At 71.8% G+C, this 16,793-nt stretch carries 13 protein-coding genes and 1 riboswitch; of the genes, 5 read left to right on the top strand and 8 right to left on the bottom strand.

Annotated features, from left to right (window positions below; all coding sequences use genetic code 11):
- Positions 1–21: 21 nt before the first annotated feature.
- The 4 genes from cobN to MYL53_RS00565 are packed head-to-tail and all read right to left on the bottom strand — an operon-like array spanning position 22 to position 8,184.
- A complete protein-coding gene (gene cobN / locus MYL53_RS00580) occupies positions 22–3,918 on the bottom strand; it encodes a cobaltochelatase subunit CobN (RefSeq protein WP_247851422.1) in 3,897 nt (1,298 codons plus the stop codon).
- Positions 3,918–5,030, bottom strand: coding sequence for a cobalamin biosynthesis protein CobW (cobW, locus tag MYL53_RS00575; protein WP_247851421.1), 1,113 nt, complete (start codon positions 5,028–5,030; stop codon positions 3,918–3,920). Before cobW ends, cobN begins: the two co-directional genes overlap by 1 nt.
- Positions 5,027–6,445 carry a cobyrinic acid a,c-diamide synthase CobB gene (locus MYL53_RS00570; protein WP_247851420.1) on the bottom strand — a complete coding sequence of 473 codons (1,419 nt, stop codon included), beginning with the start codon at positions 6,443–6,445 and terminating at the stop codon, positions 5,027–5,029. Before MYL53_RS00570 ends, cobW begins: the two co-directional genes overlap by 4 nt.
- On the bottom strand, positions 6,442–8,184 hold the full coding sequence (locus MYL53_RS00565) for an AAA family ATPase (RefSeq protein WP_247851419.1): 1,743 nt from the start codon (positions 8,182–8,184) through the stop codon (positions 6,442–6,444). The genes MYL53_RS00570 and MYL53_RS00565 overlap by 4 nt, the downstream gene beginning before the upstream one ends.
- A 123-nt stretch (positions 8,185–8,307) precedes the next feature.
- Positions 8,308–8,521: riboswitch (cobalamin riboswitch) on the bottom strand.
- Between the two features lie 256 nt (positions 8,522–8,777).
- Between MYL53_RS00565 and MYL53_RS00560 the strand changes: the two genes are divergently transcribed.
- From MYL53_RS00560 to MYL53_RS00540, 5 genes are read left to right on the top strand one after another with little or no spacing between them, the layout of a single operon-like run.
- Positions 8,778–9,794 (top strand): ABC transporter substrate-binding protein, encoded by a 1,017-nt coding sequence (locus tag MYL53_RS00560; RefSeq protein ID WP_247851418.1) that lies wholly within the window; start codon positions 8,778–8,780, stop codon positions 9,792–9,794.
- Positions 9,795–9,823: 29 nt separating this feature from the next.
- Entirely contained in the window at positions 9,824–10,879 is a 1,056-nt protein-coding gene (locus tag MYL53_RS00555; protein ID WP_247852349.1) for a FecCD family ABC transporter permease, read from the top strand.
- A complete protein-coding gene (locus MYL53_RS00550) occupies positions 10,876–11,640 on the top strand; it encodes an ABC transporter ATP-binding protein (protein ID WP_247851417.1) in 765 nt (254 codons plus the stop codon). Before MYL53_RS00555 ends, MYL53_RS00550 begins: the two co-directional genes overlap by 4 nt.
- 39 nt (positions 11,641–11,679) lie before the next feature.
- Positions 11,680–12,042, top strand: coding sequence for a hypothetical protein (locus MYL53_RS00545; RefSeq protein ID WP_247851416.1), 363 nt, complete (start codon positions 11,680–11,682; stop codon positions 12,040–12,042).
- On the top strand, positions 12,042–12,218 hold the full coding sequence (locus MYL53_RS00540; RefSeq protein ID WP_247851415.1) for a DUF1289 domain-containing protein: 177 nt from the start codon (positions 12,042–12,044) through the stop codon (positions 12,216–12,218). Before MYL53_RS00545 ends, MYL53_RS00540 begins: the two co-directional genes overlap by 1 nt.
- Before the next feature lies 1 nt (position 12,219).
- Here MYL53_RS00540 and MYL53_RS00535 read toward each other — a convergent pair whose 3' ends face one another.
- From MYL53_RS00535 to MYL53_RS00520, 4 genes are read right to left on the bottom strand one after another with little or no spacing between them, the layout of a single operon-like run.
- Positions 12,220–12,987 carry an ABC transporter ATP-binding protein gene (locus MYL53_RS00535; protein ID WP_247851414.1) on the bottom strand — a complete coding sequence of 256 codons (768 nt, stop codon included), beginning with the start codon at positions 12,985–12,987 and terminating at the stop codon, positions 12,220–12,222.
- Positions 12,984–13,994 (bottom strand): FecCD family ABC transporter permease, encoded by a 1,011-nt coding sequence (locus MYL53_RS00530; protein WP_247851413.1) that lies wholly within the window; start codon positions 13,992–13,994, stop codon positions 12,984–12,986. The genes MYL53_RS00535 and MYL53_RS00530 overlap by 4 nt, the downstream gene beginning before the upstream one ends.
- A complete protein-coding gene (locus MYL53_RS00525; RefSeq protein WP_425591725.1) occupies positions 13,981–14,904 on the bottom strand; it encodes a cobalamin-binding protein in 924 nt (307 codons plus the stop codon). The genes MYL53_RS00530 and MYL53_RS00525 overlap by 14 nt, the downstream gene beginning before the upstream one ends.
- On the bottom strand, positions 14,901–16,727 hold the full coding sequence (locus MYL53_RS00520) for a TonB-dependent receptor domain-containing protein (protein ID WP_247851412.1): 1,827 nt from the start codon (positions 16,725–16,727) through the stop codon (positions 14,901–14,903). The genes MYL53_RS00525 and MYL53_RS00520 overlap by 4 nt, the downstream gene beginning before the upstream one ends.
- Positions 16,728–16,793 lie beyond the last annotated feature (66 nt).

The following is a 16,793-nucleotide window of genomic DNA, read 5'->3' as shown; positions in this document are numbered from 1 at the left end:
TCTCCTTCACGCCCTGTTCTTTCAAGACATGCCCTCCCGCCGCTCGTCGAACTCGAGCAGCAGGTCCTGCAGGGCCTCGCCGCGCTCGCCGGGGTCCTGCCACAGGCCGCGCTGGACGGCCTCGAGCAGCCGCTCGGCCATTTCCTCCAGCGCCGCGGCGTTGTGCTCGCGCAGGAAGCGCTGGTTGGCGTCGTCGAGCACCAGGGCGTCGCTCACCCGGGCGTACTGGTAGTCGGCCACCAGCTCGGTGGTGGCGTCATAGGCGAACAGGGTGTCCACGGTGGCGGCCATCTCGAAGCCACCCTTGTAGCCGTGCTCGCGCATGGCCTCGATCCACTTGGGATTGAGCACCCGGGAGCGGATCACCCGCGCCAGCTCCTCCTTCAGGGTGCGCACCCGCGGCCGCGCCGGATCGGCGTGGTCGGCGTGGTAGACGGCCGGCGCCTCGCCGCCCAGGGCACGGCCGGCGTTGGCCATGCCGCCCTGGAAGGCGTAGTAGGCGTTGGAATCGAGGATGTCGTGTTCGCGGTTGTCCTGGTTGTGCAGCACCGCCTGCAGGCCCTCGAGCCGGTGCGCGAAGGCGCGGCGTGCCCCGGCGCCGGACTCGGCGAACTGGCCGTAGGCGTAGCCGCCGGCGGCGAGATAGGCCTCGGCCAGCTCGTCGGCGTCGTCCCAGCCGCGGCCGTCGATCAGCCGGTTCAGCCCGGTGCCGTACTCGCCGGGCCGGCTGCCGAACACCCGGTAGCCGGCCTCGCGCTCGGCCGCCTCGGGCGAGAGCCCGGCGGCCTCGAGCTCGCCACGGCGGGCCTCGACCGCGGCGCGGATGGTGTTGCCGTCGCCCGGCTCATGGTAGTCGGCCACCGCGCGCACGGCGGCATCGAACAGCTTGATGACGTGGGGGAAGGCGTCGCGGAAGAAGCCGGAGATGCGCAGGGTGACGTCCACCCGGGGCCGGCCGAGCAGCATGGTGGGGATCACCTCGACGTCGACCACCCGCCGCGAGCCCAGCGACCAGATCGGCCGCACGCCCATCAGCGCCAGCGCCTGGGCGATGTCGTCGCCGCCGGTGCGCATGGTGGCGGTGCCCCAGATCGACAGCCCCAGCCGACGCGGATAGTCGCCGTGGTCCTGCAGATAGCGCTCGACGAAGGCCTGGGCCGAGGCCTCGCCCAGCGACCAGGCGGCGGGCGACGGCACGGCGCGGTTGTCGACGCTGAAGAAGTTGCGGCCGGTGGGCAGCACGTCGAGCCGGCCGCGGCTGGGCGCCCCGCTCGGCCCCGGCGGCACGGCGCGGCCCGCCAGGCCGTCGAGCAGCGCGCCGATCTCGCGCTCGGCGCCGTGGCGCATGGCGGCCCACAGGCCGTCGCGGGCGTGGCGACACAGCGCCGCGGTGGCCGGCCAGTCGCGGGCCAGCGCCTCGGAGTCGGCGTCTTCCAGCACGTACGCCTCGACCAGCCGCTCGGCCAGCCGCTCGAGCCGCTCGCGGGTGTCGGCGGCACTGCGCCAGGGCGCGTCATCCAGCTCGGGCAGCGCGCTCAAGGCCGCCGGGCGCGGCCCCTGCCAGGGCTCGGCGCCGGCGGCCAGCGGATCGAACGCGCCAGCCGGATCGCTCAGCCCCAGGTCGTCGGCCAGCGCGTGCAGCAGGCCCCGCTGCGTCGGCCCGTCGCCCCGGGGCAGCCGCAGGATGGCGACCAGGGTTGCGGCCCGCTTCTCCGCCGGCGGCAGGGTGCCGAGCACGTGCAGGCCGTGGCGGATCTGGGCCTCCTTGATGTCGCAGAGGAAGGTGTCGAGCTCGGTCAGCAGGCGCTCGTCGTCGCCCAGGCCGGCAGCGTCACCCTCGCCCGTCGACCGGGCCAGCTCGGCGTCGATGCCGGTGCGCTTGAGGTGCTCGAGGATGCGCTCGCGCAGCAGCGCCTCGCGGCGCGGGTCCATGCCCAGCGCCTGGTAGTACTCGTCGGTCAGCGACTCGAGCTCGGCCAGCTCGCCGTAGAGCTCGGCCCGGGCCAGCGGCGGCATCAGGTGGTCAACGATCACCGCCTGGCTGCGGCGCTTGGCCTGGGCGCCCTCGCCCGGGTCGTTGACGATGAACGGATAGAAGTGCGGCAGCGGCCCCAGGGCCACGTCCGGCCAGCACTCGGCCGAGAGCGCGGTGCTCTTGCCGGGCAGCCACTCCAGGTTGCCGTGCTTGCCGACGTGGATCACCGCGTCCACCCGGTAGTGCTCGCGCAGCCAGAGATAGAACGCCAGATAGCTGTGGGGCGGCACCAGCTCGGTGTCGTGGTAGCTCTTGACCGGATCGGCGTCCGGGCCGGTATCGATGTCGCGTGCCGGCTGGATGCCGACGAAGGTCTCGCCGAGGCGGATGCCAGCGATCAGGAGCCGGCCCTGGCGGTGCTTGGGATCGTCCTCGGGGGCGCCCCAGCGCCGCCAGACCGCCTGCTGCAGCGAAGCCGGCAGGGTGCGGAACCAGGCCAGGTAGTCGTCGACGCCGAGGCTCTGCCAGCTGCCGCGCCAGGCGAGCGACTGCGGATCGTTGGTCACGCTGCCCTGCAGCCGCCGGATCAGGTCGTCGCCGTCTTCGGGCAGGTCCTCCAGCGGATAGCCGGCACCTTCCAGCGCGCGCAGCAGCTGGACGGTGGAGGCCGGGGTGTCGAGGCCGACGCCGTTGCCGATGCGGCCGTCCCGGGTGGGATAGTTGGCCAGCACCAGCGCCAGGCGCTTGTCGGCGTTGGCGGTGTGGCGCAGTCGCGCGTAGCGCCGGGCCAGTTCGGCGACGAAGGCGGCGCGCTCGGGATGCGGCTCATGGCGGGTCACCGACAGCTGGCAGCGCTCGCTGTAGTGGGCCTCGGCCTTGAAGCCCACCGCCCGGGTGATGACACGCCCGTCCATCTCCGGCAGCACCACCTGCATGGCCACGTCGCGGCTGTGCAGGCCGGCGGCCTTGTCGCGCCAATCGTCCTCGGGGCTGCTGGCCAGTATCGCCTGCAGCACCACAGGGCGGCCGGCGAACAGGCCGCTCGCTTCGTCGGCCCCGTCGTCGCCGAACGCGCCGCCGGTGACCTCGCCCTCATCGGGCTCGCGGTTGACCGAGAAGCCGGTGGTGTTGACCACCAGCCCGGCGCCGGTGCGCTCGAGCAGGTGGTTGACGAAGGCCACGCAGGCGTCTTCCTTCAGCGAGGCCACCGCTACCGCCAGCGGCGCCAGGCCCTCGGCCTCGAGTGCGGCGATCAGGCCGTCGACCACTGCGGTGTTCGCCCCCTGCAGGTGGCTGCGATAGAACAGCAGCAGGCAGACCGGGCGCGCGGGATCGCGCTGCGCCTCCCAGTCCGAAAGCGACGCCTCGGGCCGCCCCGGCAAATAGACTAACGCCGGGGGAATCGCTCGCGGTTCGCGCCAGTCGAGCGGCGCGGCCGTGCCCCGATCCGGGGCCAGGCATTCCGCGCCGACGAAGCGCAGCAGTTGCTCGGCGTTGTCGGCGCCGCCTTCGCGCAGGTAGCGCCACACGCGATGCGCCGACTCGAACGGCACGCTGGAGGCCTCCAGCAGGGCGTCGTCCGGGGCGTCGCAGCCCGGCACCAGGATCAGCCGACGCTCGGCATCCGCCGCCGCCCAGGCCAACAAGCGCTCATGGCCGTACTGCCAGTAGGCGCTGCCGCCGAGCAGCGAGACGATCACCAGCCGCGCGTGGTCCAGCACCCGATCCTCATAGAGGTCATAGGCGGCAGGCTTGACCAGATTCATCCAGTTGGCCAGACGCACCGACGGACAGGCATCGCCCAGCCGCTCGGCCGCCTGAGCCAGCGCCGACAGGCTGCTGTCGGCGGCGGACAGGATCACGATCTTGGCCGGACTCTGCTGTAGGTCGACGATGCCTTCCTCGTCGACGAAACCTCCGGGCTTGGCGGCGAACAGGTGCATCAGGCGGGCGTCGCGCGCTCGGCGCCGGCCAGCGCCGCCTCCAGCGCCTCGCGGTGCAGGTGCCGGCCGATGATCACCAGCTCGGTGCGGCGCGGCTCGTCCTGGGCCCACAGCCGGTCAAAGTAGCCGTCCAGCCGCTCGCCAACGGCCTGGATCACCCGGCGCATGGGCTTGCCGGGAATCGCCGCGAAGCCCTTGGCGCGATAGATCTCGTGGGCCTTCAGCAGCGCGGCCAGACGCGCCTCCAGCGCCTCGGCGTCGACCTCGCCCAGGCGGATCGTCACGCCGTCGAAGTAGTCATGGGCATGGTCGTGATGGGCGCCCTCGGCATGATGGCGGTCGTGATGGTTGTCGATGCGGTCGATGCCCTCCTCGCTCGCCGCGCCGATGCCCATCAGCGCCTCCAGGCGGGCCGGATCGTCGGCCAGGCTCGCATCGGTGTAGAGCGTCTTCACCGACGCGGGAACCCAGTCTGCCACCAGCGCCTCGACCCGCGCCCGCTCGTCGGCCGAGAGCAGGTCGTTCTTGCTGACCAGCACCAGGTCGGCGGCGCTCAGCTGGTCGTCCAGCAGCTCGCGCAGGCTGGGATCGTGATCCAGGCTGTCGTCGGCGCGGCGCTGGGCCTCGACCCGCTCGACGTCGCTGGCGTAGCGGCCGGCGGCCACCGCCGGGCCGTCGACCACGGTGATGATGGCGTCGACGGTGCAGTGCCGGCGCACCTCCGGCCAGTTGAAGGCCTGCACCAGCGGCTTGGGCAGCGCCAGGCCGCTGGTCTCGATCAGGATATGGTCGATGTCGTCGCGGCGCTCGACCAGCTTCTTCATCACCGGCAGGAACTCCTCCTCCACCGTGCAGCAGATGCAGCCGTTGGCCAGCTCGAAGATGCTGCCGTCGTCGTCGAGCGCCTGGGCGCCCTGTCCATCAGGGCCGTCCTCGCAATTCAAGGCGCAGCCGCGCAGCAGGCTGGAGTCGATGTCCTGCTCGCCGAACTCGTTGACGATCACGGCGATGCGCTTGCCGGTGACCTGGCGCAGGATGCCGGCCAGCAGCGTGGTCTTGCCGCTGCCGAGGAAGCCGGTCACCACCGTGGCGGGAATCTTGTCGAGTTTCATGCGTGGCATTCCTTTGTCAGATCGCTAGGCGGAGCGTCGGGAGAAAAAGACGAAGCGTCAGCGACCGCGGCCGCGCCGAACAGGCGGGCCACGGCGGCAGGGTTGTCGGGGAAGAACAGGTGCAGGTAGGACGCGGTCAGGCAGCGCGCGCGATAGATCGCCTCGCCGGGCGCGGGATGGCGCTGGCGGCGACCAAAGGCGATGGGCTCGGGCGTGCCGCTGGCCTGGGAGCGGTGATGGGCGTGGCCGCGCACCGGCCCCTCGGGCAGCTCGGCGGTCTGCATGCCCTGGCAGCCGCGACGCCCGCGCATGGCGCCGGCCCCGGGCAGCAGGCCCAGCATGGCGTGGGTCTCGCCGGCCTGATCGGTCAGGGTCTCCAGGCAGTAGAGCAGCCCGCCGCACTCGGCAAGGATCGGCAGCTCGTCCTCGAAGGCGCGGCGCAGGGCGTCGCGCATCCCGGCGTTGGCGGCCAGCCGTTCGGCGTGCAGCTCCGGGTAGCCGCCCGGCAGCCACAGGGCGTCGCAGGCCGGCAGGCGCGTCTCGGCCAGCGGCGAGAAGAAGCGCAGCGTCGCGCCCATGCGCGCGAGCAGATCGAGGTTGGCCTGATAGACGAAGCTGAAGGCGGCATCATGCGCCACGGCGACGGTGCGCCCGGCAAGCCAGGCCGGCGGCGCGGTCGCCTCGACCGGCGCCGCCTCGAAGGCCACCGGCGGCAGCGCCAGCAGGGCCTCGGCCAAGCCCTCGGCGGCGAGCGCCTCGGCGCCGGCGTCGAAGCGGGCCTCCAGATCCTCGCGGATCTCCTCGGCCTGGACCAGCCCCAGATGACGCTCGGGCAGCGCCAGGGCCGGGTCGCGGGGCACCGCCGCCAGCAGCGGCACGCTGGCCGGCAGCGCGCCCTCGATCAGCTCGCGATGCCGAGCCGAGCCGCAGGCGTTGGCGATCAGCCCGGCGATGCGCACGTCGTCGCGGAAGCCGGCCAGGCCGGTCACCAGCGCCGCCGCGGTCTGGGCCATGCCCTTGACGTCCATGACGATGACCATCGGCAGGCCGAACAGCGCAGCCAGATCGGCGCTGGAGGGCGTGCCGTCGAACAGCCCCATGGCGCCCTCGACCAGTATCAGGTCGGCCTCCCGGGCGGCCTCGAACAGCCGCCGACGGCAGTAGGCCTCGCCGGCCATCCACAGGTCGAGCGGGTCCACCGGCCGGCCGGAGGCCTGCTCCAGCACCCGCGGGTCGAGGTAGTCCGGGCCGGTCTTGAACACCCGCACCACGCGCCCTTGGCGGCGCAGCATCCGCGCCAGCGCCGCGGTCACGGTGGTCTTGCCCTGGCCCGAGGCCGGCGCGGCGACGAACACCGCCGGGCAGCTCACGCGCTCCGGTGTCTCGTGCCTCGCGTTCGCTTCCTTCACGCTCATGTTCCGGCCTCCAGCCCGGCCAGCGGCCGGTAATCGGCGCCCAGCGCCCGGGCGATATCGCGGCCGCGACCGCGCTTCACGGCGGCGGATTCGGTGTCGACGACCACGCAGTCGCCGAGCGGCGGCAGGCCGCTCAGCGGCTGGCGGGTGCGGCCGTCGGTGATCAGGTAGGTGCGCACCTGCAGGCCGGCATCCTGGCGGCGCCAGCGGCGGATCAGCGTGGCGGCGTGGCGCACGGCCTCGCGCAGCGGCGTGCCGCCGCCGCCGGGCACGGCGTCGAGGCGCTCGAGCAGGTCCTTGGGCGCGCGGCGCCGGAGCTGGAGGGTCTCGATGCCGTCGTTGCCGAAGCCCAGCACCGCGATCTGCTCCCGGGCGGCGTAGGCCCGGCGCGCCAGCGCGTCGACCGCGCCCTTGGCCCGGCCCAGCAGGCGCCGGCCGAGGGTCGAGGCGGAAGTGTCCAGCAGCACCAGGTGCAGCATCGGCTGGCCGGAGCGCGGGCGGCGATAGCACAGGCGGCGCCAGGGCCGACGGCCGCGATGCTCGACCAGGGTCGCGAACCAGTCCGGGCGCGGCGCGGGATCGCCAGACTCGGCCTGGCGACGATCCCGGCGCCGGCCGACCTGGCGGCCGGGGCGCCGGCTCGATGAGACCGAAGCCGAGGCCCCTCCGGCCTTGGGCGCGGGCGTCGACTCAGGCAGCGACGGCATCGGCGTGGTCACGCTCGGCTGGACCACCGGCGGCATGGCGCCCCATTGGCCCTGCGGTTGCGAATCGGTCCCGGGGGCCGTTTCGCTATCGGCGCCCGACGACGACGAGCCGCCGGCACCGCTGCCGTCGTCGTCGGGCGGATGCCGGTCCTCGGCCTCGGGCGCGACGGTGCGGCGATGGGCCAGCACCCAGGGCTCGACGGCGTCGAGGTCTTCACGCTCGACGCGGGCCGCGCCGCGCCAGGCCGCGTGGGCTCGGGCGGCACGGTGCCAGGTGACGTCGGCGCGCAGTCCCTCGACCCCGGCGGCGGCGCTGCGCTCGGCGATGCGCTCGTAGACTCGGTCGTCGGCGACGATCTCGGGAAGGCGCTCGCGGGCCTCGGCCAGGCGCCGAGCCAGCGCGTCCTGTTCGGCCCGGTGGGCGGCGACGAAGGCGTGCGAGTCGCGGTCGAAGGCCTCGCGCTGGCGCAGGATCGCCACCCGTTCGGCCACGCCGGGGGCGTCCGCCAGCTCGACGCACAAGCCGAAGCGGTCGAGCAGCTGCGGGCGCAGCTCGCCCTCGTCGGGGTTCATGGTGCCGATCAGGCTGAAGCGGGCAGCATGGGCGTGGCTCAGGCCGTCGCGCTCGACCCGGTTGACGCCACTGGCGGCCACGTCGAGCAGCAGGTCGACCAGCGCGTCCGGCAGCAGGTTGACCTCGTCGACGTACAGCAGGCCACCGTGGGCGCGGGCCAGCAGGCCCCCGCGAAAGCGCGCCTCGCCGTCGGCGAGCACTCGCTCGAGGTCGAGGCTGCCGGTCAGGCGCTCCTCGCTGGCGCCCAGCGGCAGGGTCACCAGCGACGGGCGCCGACCCTCGGCATCCGCCGGCAGGATCGCCGCCAGCGCCCGGGCCAGGGTCGACTTGGCGCTGCCCTTGGGGCCGCTGATCAGCACGCCGCCGAGGCGCGGCTCGATCACATTGAGCAGCAGCGCGGTCTTGAGCGCCGGCTGGCCGACGACGGCGACGAAGGGGAACTCGGGGATATCGCTCATGGCGCCACCGCCGGGCAGCGGCGGACAGACGCGAAACGCGCATCACGGCGGAGACTCCGCCGGGAAGGGGAATCGACAAACACGGGCATGTTGATCCTCTCGGTGCCCACCGCACCGGCATGGAATGACTCGACGTGACAGGCCGGTCTCCGGGCTCAGAAGGGGCACTCGCCAGAGGCGTCGTGCCGTGATCCGCACCTTCCCGGCATGTCGCCAGTGGTCATCGCGGATCGCGCTTCATTACCGTTGCGGGGGCAGCGCTGGGATCGGCCGTGGCCTCACCAGACTTCCCGATTATCCCCTGGACCTCAGGGGCACCTGTCTTCGGAGGGATATCGTAATGGACCGAACCTATCCCGCGCAATCGACCAGACACTCGACCATCGACGGCAAGCAAGCCCCTTGCTGGATATGATTGATATGTTATAACATAGCTATTCCTTTTCGCGGAAAAGCCTCGCGCGCAGGTAGCCGGCCTCTCCTCAAAGTCGGCGTCGACGCAGGCCTCGATGGGAGTGGAAAACGCCTCGAAACTCGTGGCAATCTCCCGTCGCCGGTCGGCCACTTCCGCTCCCCCACCTGGACATCGACGCATGACGCTCGCTCGCAGACTCCTGGCAGTGCTCTCGCTCATCCCCGCCACATCGGCGGTGGCAGAGGCGACGCAGTATCCGCTGACGATGATGAATTGCGGCCGCGACATTCACGTCGATGCCGCGCCGGAACGCACCGTCACCGTCGGTCAGTCGGCAACCGAAATTCTCTATGCTCTGGGTCTCGCCGATCGCGTCGTCGGCACCTCGGTCTGGTTCACGCCGGTGCTGCCGGAATTCCGCGAAGCCAACGCCGATATCGAGCGCATCGCCGACAATGCCCCAAGCTTCGAGGCGGTGGTGAACAAAAGGCCCGACCTGGTCGCCGCCCAATATGAGTGGCATGTCGGCCCCACCGGCAATGTGGCGACCCGCGACCAGTTCAAGGATCTTGGCATCGCTACCTACATCATGCCCGCCGACTGCGATACCAAGGACAATGCCACCGGCGGCGACGGCACACGTACGGCCGCCTTCTCCACTGATTCGGTGTACAAAGGCATCCAGGAACTGGCCACCATTTTCGACGCCAATGATGCCGGGGATGAGCTAATCGATGAGCTGAAAGGGCGCGAGGAAAATGCCATTTCCCGCGCCGAATCGCTGTCGCTTCCGGACGATCTTTCGGCGGTATTCTGGTTTTCGTCTCCCGACGGATCATCGGATCCCTACGTCGCGGGAAGGCTCGGCGCTCCCGGCTACATGATGGACAAGCTTGGCATCCATAACGTGATCCAGTCCGACGAGGAATGGCCGACCGTGGGCTGGGAAACGATCGCCCGCGCCGACCCGGACCTCATCGTGATCGCGACAATGGATCGCCGCCGCTATGCGGCGGACAGCGTCGAAACCAAGCGCGACTTCCTGCGCCACGATCCCGTGGCCAGTCAGATGTCGGCGGTGAAAAGCGGCCACATCATCGAGCTGGATGCCCACGCCATGAGTGCGACGATGCGCACGATCTACGGCCTCGAGACGCTGGTGGATGCCCTGTCCGGGATGTCCTTCGCGCGATGAGTGACACCGTTCGACTATCGCGCCCGTCCATGGCCAGGGTAAGCGTCTCGCACTCCGCCTGGCACTGGGGCTGGCTGGCACCGCTGCTGCTGTTCGCCGCGGTGATGGCGGGCACCGCCATCGGCGAGACCGCGATTCCGCTCGACACCATCCTCAAGGTGCTGGCCAACCATCTCGGTGGCGCGGCCTTCGCGGTGGATCGCATCGATGCCGGCATCGTCTGGGAATACCGTCTGAGCCGGGCGGTCCTCGCCGCCTGCTGCGGCGCCGGCCTGGCGCTCGCCGGCGTGGTGCTGCAGGCACTGCTGCGCAATCCGCTCGCCGACCCCTTCCTGATGGGCATCTCCGCCGGCGCCTCCACCGGCGCGGTGTCGGTGGCCATCCTCGGCCTCGGCGCCGGCACCCTGACGCTGTCGCTCGGCGCCTTCGCCGGCGCCGGCCTGGCCTTCGGTCTGGTGGTGTTGCTGGCCCATGCCGCCGGCAGTGGCACCGGCGGCGGCCGCGCGACCCAGGCCGCCGGCGCCATCATCCTCGCCGGTATCGCCGGCTCGCAGTTGTTCAATGCCCTCACCGCACTGTTCATCGCCAAGTCAGCGAGCGCCGAGCAGGCCCGCGGCATCATGTTCTGGCTGATGGGGAATCTCTCCGGGGTGCGCTGGGGCGACGTCGCCCTGGGGCTGCCCGCCGCCCTGGCGGGCCTGGCGATCTGCCTTTGGTACCGACGCGCTCTGGATGCCTTCACCTTCGGCGCCGACAGTGCAGCCTCCCTTGGCATTCCCGTGCGCCGGGTGCGCGGCGTGCTGATCACCGCCATGGCGCTGGTCACCGCCGTCATGGTGTCCATGGTCGGCGCCATCGGTTTCGTCGGGCTGGTGATTCCCCATGCCATGCGCTTTCTGGTCGGCAGCCGCCACACCCGGCTGGTGCCCGCCTCGGCGCTGGCCGGGGCGGTCTTCCTGATCGGCGCCGACGTGCTGTCGCGCACCCTGGTGGCCGGCCAGGTGCTGCCGATCGGCGTGGTCACGGCGCTGATCGGCGCCCCGGCCTTCGCCCTGATCCTGATCCGCGGCGCGAGGACGCGATGAGACTCTGCGTCGAACGCGTCGACTGGCGGGTCCAGGGCCACCGGCTGCTGGACGACGTCAGCCTGACGGTGGAACCGGGCGAGACCCTCGGCCTGGTCGGCCCCAACGGCTCGGGCAAGACCACCCTGCTGCGCGTGCTGGCCGGGCTGCGGCGGCCGAAGACCGGCCGCGCACTGGCGGACGGCCGGCCGATGCAGGCCATGAAACCTCACGAGATCGCCCGCGCCATCGCCTTCGTCGAGCAGCAGGCCGACACCCAGGAGCGCCTCGAGGTGCGCCAGGCGGTGGCGCTGGGCCGCACGCCCTTCCTCTCGCCGCTGCGGCCGTGGTCCGAGGAGGACGACGCCATCGTCGACCGGGCCCTGGCCGAGGTCGACCTGCAGCCGCTGGCCGACCGGCTGTGGCACACGCTGTCCGGCGGCGAGCGCCAGCGCGTGCACATCGCCCGGGCCCTGGCCCAGCGGCCCCGCGCCCTGCTGCTCGACGAGCCGACCAACCACCTGGACATCCGCCACCAGCTGTCGATCCTGCGCCTGGTGCGGCGGCTGCCGATCACCGTGGTCGTCGCCCTGCACGACCTCGACCAGGCCATGGACTGCGACCGCATCGGGGTGATGGACGGCGGCCGCCTCGTCGACATCGGCCCGCCCCGGGAGGTACTGACCCTCGAGCGGCTGCGCCACACCTTCGGCGTGCACGCCGACTTCCTCGACGATCCCGAACAGGGTCGACCGGTGCTGCGCTTCCGCCGCGCCCTGTAGATCGCTACCCTGCCACACCTCACGAAAAGAGAGCCCGATATGCTCGACAAGAAAGCCAGCCGGCAGATGGAGCGCCGACTGACCCAGGCCCTGACCGACGCCTGCGAGACCGCCAAGCCGCTGCTGCCGGGCTTCGCCTGGCTGACCCACCTGGTGGACTACCGCCGCTTCCCCGACAGCCTGCGGGTGGTGTGGGTCTTCGAGACTCAGGACGACCTGGCCCGCGCGCTCAAGGGCGACGGACGCCGGCGCATGCGCGAGCTGACCGAGGCTGCCTTCTTCGAGGTGGGCGTGGAGGTCGACGACATCGACGCCCATCTGGACGCCGACAGCGAGGAGGAGTGCCGGCGCGTGCACGGCGGCGACTGGGAGCGGCGGCTGGCCGTGCTGGAGCGGCACTGATGGCCAAGCGCATCGAGAGCCCCTGCGTCTCGATCTGCCAGCTCAAGGGCGGGCTGTGCGTGGGCTGCGGCCGCACCACCGACGAGATCACTCGCTGGCAGTCGATGAAGCGCCCGGAGCGCATGAAGACCAATCAGCTCGCGACGCAGCGACTGAAGAAGCTGAACAAGGACTGAGTCAGCGGGTCGGCACGAAAACCAGCGCCCCGTTGACTTCGACACACATCAGTTTCTGGTGATAGAGGCTTTCGAGGGCCTCGACCGTCAGCATGGCCTCCGCCTCCCCCCAGCAAGCCTCGCCGTCGGGATAGAGCAGCAGCAGATGACTGCACCAGCGCGCCGCCAGGTTGAGGTCGTGCAGGCACATCATCACGCCGTGGCCGCGGTCGGCCTGCTCGGCGAGCAGCGCCATCGCCGCCACCTGGTGATGCAGGTCGAGGTGATTGGTGGGCTCGTCGGCGAGCCAGACGTCCGGCGCCTGGGTCAGCACCGTGGCCAGGCTGACCCGCTGGCGCTCGCCGCCGGAGAGCGTCGCCAGCTCGCGCTCGGCCAGGTGCGAGAGCTCGAGGCGCTCCAGCGCCGCTGCCGCGCGGGCGTGATCCTCGGGGCCTTCCTGGCGCCAGGGCGAGAGGAACGGATGGCGGCCGATCAGGGCGGTCTCGCGCACCGTGGCCGGAAAGTCGTCGTGGCGGTCCTGGAACACCACGCCCAGCCGCCGCGCCAGCGCGCGGCGCCGCCAGTGCGCGAGCCCGCACCCGTTGAGGCGCACTTCCCCCGCCCGCGGCGGCCGCAGCCCGGCCAGGGTATGCAGCAGCGTGGTCTTGCCGGCGCCGTTGGGGCCCAGCACGCCCCAGCGCTGACCGGGTTCGACGGCCAGGTCGAGCGGCCGCCCGTCCGGCCGTCCCGGCACGTCGATCACCAGCTCGTCTGCCGAGAGCACGCTCATCGCCGGCTCCGCTGCAGCAGGAAGAGGAAGGTCGGCACCCCGATCAGCGCGGTGATCACGCCCACCGGCAGCTGCTGCGGGGCGATCAGGGTGCGCGCCAGGGTATCGGCCAGGGTCAGCAGGGTGCCGCCGGCCAGCAGGCTCGCCGGCAGGATGCGCCGCTGGTCGTTGCCGAGCCGCAGGCGCAGCATGTGCGGCACCATCAGGCCGACGAAGCCGACGCTGCCGGCGGTGGTCACCGCCACCGCGGTGACCAGGCTCGCCAGCAGGTAGAGGGCCCACTCCAGCGGTCGCACCGCCACCCCCAGCGCGGCGGCCTGCAGCCCGCCGCGGGCCAGCACGTTGAGCGTGCGCCCCAGCGGCATCACCGCGGCCAGCGCCGCCGCGGCCGTCACCAGCACCGGCCAGGGGCTGCCCGCATAGGCCAGATCGCCCATCAGCCAGTAGAGCATGCCGGGCAGCCGCTCCACCGGGCTGACCGCCAGCAGGAAGCTGATCAGCGCGCCCCAGCCCGAGGCCATGACCACACCGGTGAGCAGCAGTCGCGTCGGCGTCCAGCTGCCGCCGCCGTGGGCCAGGCCGAACACGATCAGCGTCGAGGCCAGCGCCCCGGCGAAGGCCGCACCGCCCACCAGGGTGGCGCCGAGCCCGGCCAGCATGGCGACTAGCGCCGCCACCGAGGCCCCACCGGAGAGCCCCAGCACGTAGGGATCGGCCAGCGGATTGCGCAGCAGGATCTGCATCAGCGCCCCGGCCATGGCCAGCAGCGCGCCGGTGCCGAAGGCCGCCAGCGCCCGGGGCAGGCGCAGCTCCAGCACCAGGGTGCGATGCAGCGCCTCGCCGCCGCCGGTCAGCACCCGGACGAGCTCGTCCGGGCCGATCGACACGCTGCCGAGCGCCAGCGCCACCCCCTGGGACAGCAGCGCGGCCAGCGCCAGCCATACCAGCGGATGGCGCCACCGTGGCGACAGGCCCGGCGACAGACCACGCGACCTAGCGCCGCTCACGGGCCGTCTCCAGATGCGCGCAAAGCGCCCGGGTGCCCTCGACCAGCCGCGGCGTGGCGCGCTGGACCAGGTCGGGATCGACGAAGAACAGGTTGTCGCGGCGCACCGCGGTCAGCTCGGGAAAGTCGCGCCAGGCGTCGAGCCAGCTGGAGTCGGCCTTGCCCATGCCGCCGGTGATGATGGCCTCGGGATCGCGGGCCAGCACGGCTTCGCGGCCGATGCGCGGCACCAGCGGCGACTCGTCGGCGAACGGGTTCTCGCCGCCGCACAGCGACAACGCACGGCTGATCCAGTGATCGCCGTTGACCGTCATCAGCGGCTCGTCCCAGACCTGGTAGAAGACCGACACCGGGACGGCGTCTGCATATCGGCTGCGCAGCTCGGCCACCTCGCCGCGCAGCCTATCGGCCGCGGCCCGGCCATGCGCCTCGCTGCCGGCCAGCGCGCCCAGGCGCTCGAGGCTCGTGGCGATGGCGGCGAAGTCGCCGGCATCGGAGAAATACACCGGCAGGCCGAGCGCGGCCAGGCGCTCGACCTGCTCGCGGGGATTGCCGCCGGCCCAGGCCACGATCAGGTCGGGCGCGAGGGCCAGCAGCGCCTCGAGATCGAGGCGGTCGTAGCTGCCGACCCGGGGCAGGTCCTCGGCCGCGGCGGGATAGTCGCTGAAGCTGACCGCTCCCACGACCCGCTCGCCGGCGCCTGCGGCGAACAGCAGTTCGGTGACGCCGGGCGAGAGCGCCACGATGCGCGTCGCCGGAGCGCCCAGGCAGACCTCGCGCTCGGCATCGTCGGTGACGCAGATGCCATCGGCGGGCTGGGCATGAGCGGCGCCGACGACGCCCGGCACCATGCCAAGCCCCAGCCAGACGGCCAGGACCGTCGCGCGCAGCGTATCGCGTTTCGCCGTCATCGGCCGCCGAAGCTCACGCTGACAAAGGCCGCACGGCCGGCGCTGTTGTAGCCATTCACGGTCTGGTACTGCTTGTCGAGCAGGTTCTCCAGCGTCAGGCGGGTCGACCAGCCCGGCGCAAAGTCCCAGCCGGCGCGCAGGTCGAGGGTGGCGAAGCCGCCGAGGCGCTCGGCGTTGTCCGCATCGTCATAGCGCTCGCCCTGGGCAATGACCGAGCCGCCCAGGCTCCAGTCGCCCAGGGCACGGTCGGCGTCGAAGCGCAGGCTGCGCGAGGCACGATGCTGCAGGCGCTTGCCGGTCTCGCGGTTCTCGGGATCGGTGTAAGTCAGGGCGGCGCGCAGCGTCCAGTTCTCGACGTCGGCGCCGGTGGCGAGCTCGACGCCGCGAATCCGTGCCCGCTCGACGTTCTCGGGCGTATCCAGGTATCCATCGCCGTCGGTATCGATATTGACGATCAGGTCGTCGACCTCGGTCCGGTAGACCGCGAGGTCCCAGAAACCGCGGCCGAGCTGTCCACGAATACCCAGCTCATAGCTCTCGGAGGTCTCCGGGTCGAGGTCGGCATTGCTGAAGTCGGGGTAGTAGAGCTCGTTGAAGGTCGGCGCGCGGAAGGCGGTGCCGTAGCTGGCGCGCAGGGTATGGATATCGTCGAGGGCGACACCCAGCGCCAGGCTGCCGGTCGTCTCCTCGCCAAAGGCCTCGTTATCGTCGTGGCGCAGCGAGGCCTGGACGGTCAGCGGCGAGAAATCCAGCAGCGCCTGGGTAAAGACGGCGGCGTTGTCGCGGCGGTCTTCGGCATAGTCGACGGTGGAATCGACGTCATCGCGGGCGTACTCGGCGCCGGCGACCAGCTCGTGGCGGCCGAGGACCAGGGTATTCTCCCAGCGGGCAGTGCGCGTGCGGGTATCGAAGACCGACTCCCCGGTGCCGCCGTGGGTCTCGCGCTCGTCCCGCGCCTCGCTGAGGGTCAGGCGGCTGCGCCAGGTCTCGGTGATCGGAAGCTCGCCGTAGACGCCGGCCACCTGCTGGGCGTAGTCGGTGTCGCTGGGCGTGCCGAAGCTGTCGAACTCGGTATTGCCGCGGGCCCGCAGCGCCAGCACGCCCAGCTCGGCGCCGCCGGCGAAGGTGTGCGAGAGGCGCATCAGGCCGGTGGTGTTGTCGTAGCCCTTGTCGCCCTCACCGTCGACGATCTCGTAGCCGTCGCTCTCCAGTCGGCTGGCGGCCACATAGTAGCGAGTGCCGCCCTCGCTGCCGGACAGCGAGGCGCTGGCGCGGCGGGTGTCGAAGCTGCCGCCGCCGATCGTGATGCGCGGAGTGGGCTCGCCCTCGCCCTGCGGCGTGAACAGCTGGACCACGCCGCCCACGGCGTCGGCGCCGTAGAGGCTGCCGCGCGGGCCGCGCACGATCTCGACGCGATCGAACAGGCGCGGCTCCAGGAACTCCCAGGACGGCGTGCCAGCGGTGGCGGAGCGCAGCCGGATGCCATCGATCATCAGCGGCGTGGACTGGCTGCCGGTGCCGCGCAGGTAGATGCCGGTGTTCTTGCCGAAACCGCCGTTGGTGGTCACGTCGACGCCGGGCCGGGCACGCAGCACCTCGGTGATGGCCGTCGGGTCCTGACGGCGCAGCTGTTCCTCGTCGATCACGGTGACCGAGGCCAGGCTCTCGTCGGCGGTTCGCGGCGCCAGGGCGGCGGTCACCACCAGCGGATTGAGGGTCTCGGAGGCGTCATCAGAGTTGGCGGCGTCGGTCTGGGCCTGGACGGCCAGCGGCAGCGCGGCCAGGGCAAACGCCAGGCCGCGTGAGGGATGGGGCTTGTTCATGGGAATCCTTGCTCGCCGGGCTCACCCGCACGGCGTCTCGGTTGTTATCGAGCCGCGAGACGATCT

Origin of the sequence: Halomonas getboli (assembly GCF_023094245.1) — a bacterium.
Lineage (GTDB): Bacteria > Pseudomonadota > Gammaproteobacteria > Pseudomonadales > Halomonadaceae > Halomonas > Halomonas getboli.
The sequence above is the reverse complement of the archived record's forward strand: the minus strand, read 5'-3'. Positions and strand labels throughout refer to the sequence as shown.

Bases quoted from the DNA above. Each gene is read 5' to 3' on its own strand.
- cobN (WP_247851422.1), bottom strand. From the start codon at position 3,918: ATGCACCTGTTCGCCGCCAAGCCCGGAGGTTTCGTCGACGAGGAAGGC.
- cobW (WP_247851421.1), bottom strand. From the start codon at position 5,030: ATGAAACTCGACAAGATTCCCGCCACGGTGGTGACCGGCTTCCTCGGC.
- MYL53_RS00570 (WP_247851420.1), bottom strand. From the start codon at position 6,445: ATGAGCGTGAAGGAAGCGAACGCGAGGCACGAGACACCGGAGCGCGTG.
- MYL53_RS00565 (WP_247851419.1), bottom strand. From the start codon at position 8,184: ATGAGCGATATCCCCGAGTTCCCCTTCGTCGCCGTCGTCGGCCAGCCG.
- MYL53_RS00560 (WP_247851418.1), top strand. From the start codon at position 8,778: ATGACGCTCGCTCGCAGACTCCTGGCAGTGCTCTCGCTCATCCCCGCC.
- MYL53_RS00555 (WP_247852349.1), top strand. From the start codon at position 9,824: ATGGCCAGGGTAAGCGTCTCGCACTCCGCCTGGCACTGGGGCTGGCTG.
- MYL53_RS00550 (WP_247851417.1), top strand. From the start codon at position 10,876: ATGAGACTCTGCGTCGAACGCGTCGACTGGCGGGTCCAGGGCCACCGG.
- MYL53_RS00545 (WP_247851416.1), top strand. From the start codon at position 11,680: ATGCTCGACAAGAAAGCCAGCCGGCAGATGGAGCGCCGACTGACCCAG.
- MYL53_RS00540 (WP_247851415.1), top strand. From the start codon at position 12,042: ATGGCCAAGCGCATCGAGAGCCCCTGCGTCTCGATCTGCCAGCTCAAG.
- MYL53_RS00535 (WP_247851414.1), bottom strand. From the start codon at position 12,987: ATGAGCGTGCTCTCGGCAGACGAGCTGGTGATCGACGTGCCGGGACGG.
- MYL53_RS00525 (WP_425591725.1), bottom strand. From the start codon at position 14,904: ATGACGGCGAAACGCGATACGCTGCGCGCGACGGTCCTGGCCGTCTGG.
- MYL53_RS00520 (WP_247851412.1), bottom strand. From the start codon at position 16,727: ATGAACAAGCCCCATCCCTCACGCGGCCTGGCGTTTGCCCTGGCCGCG.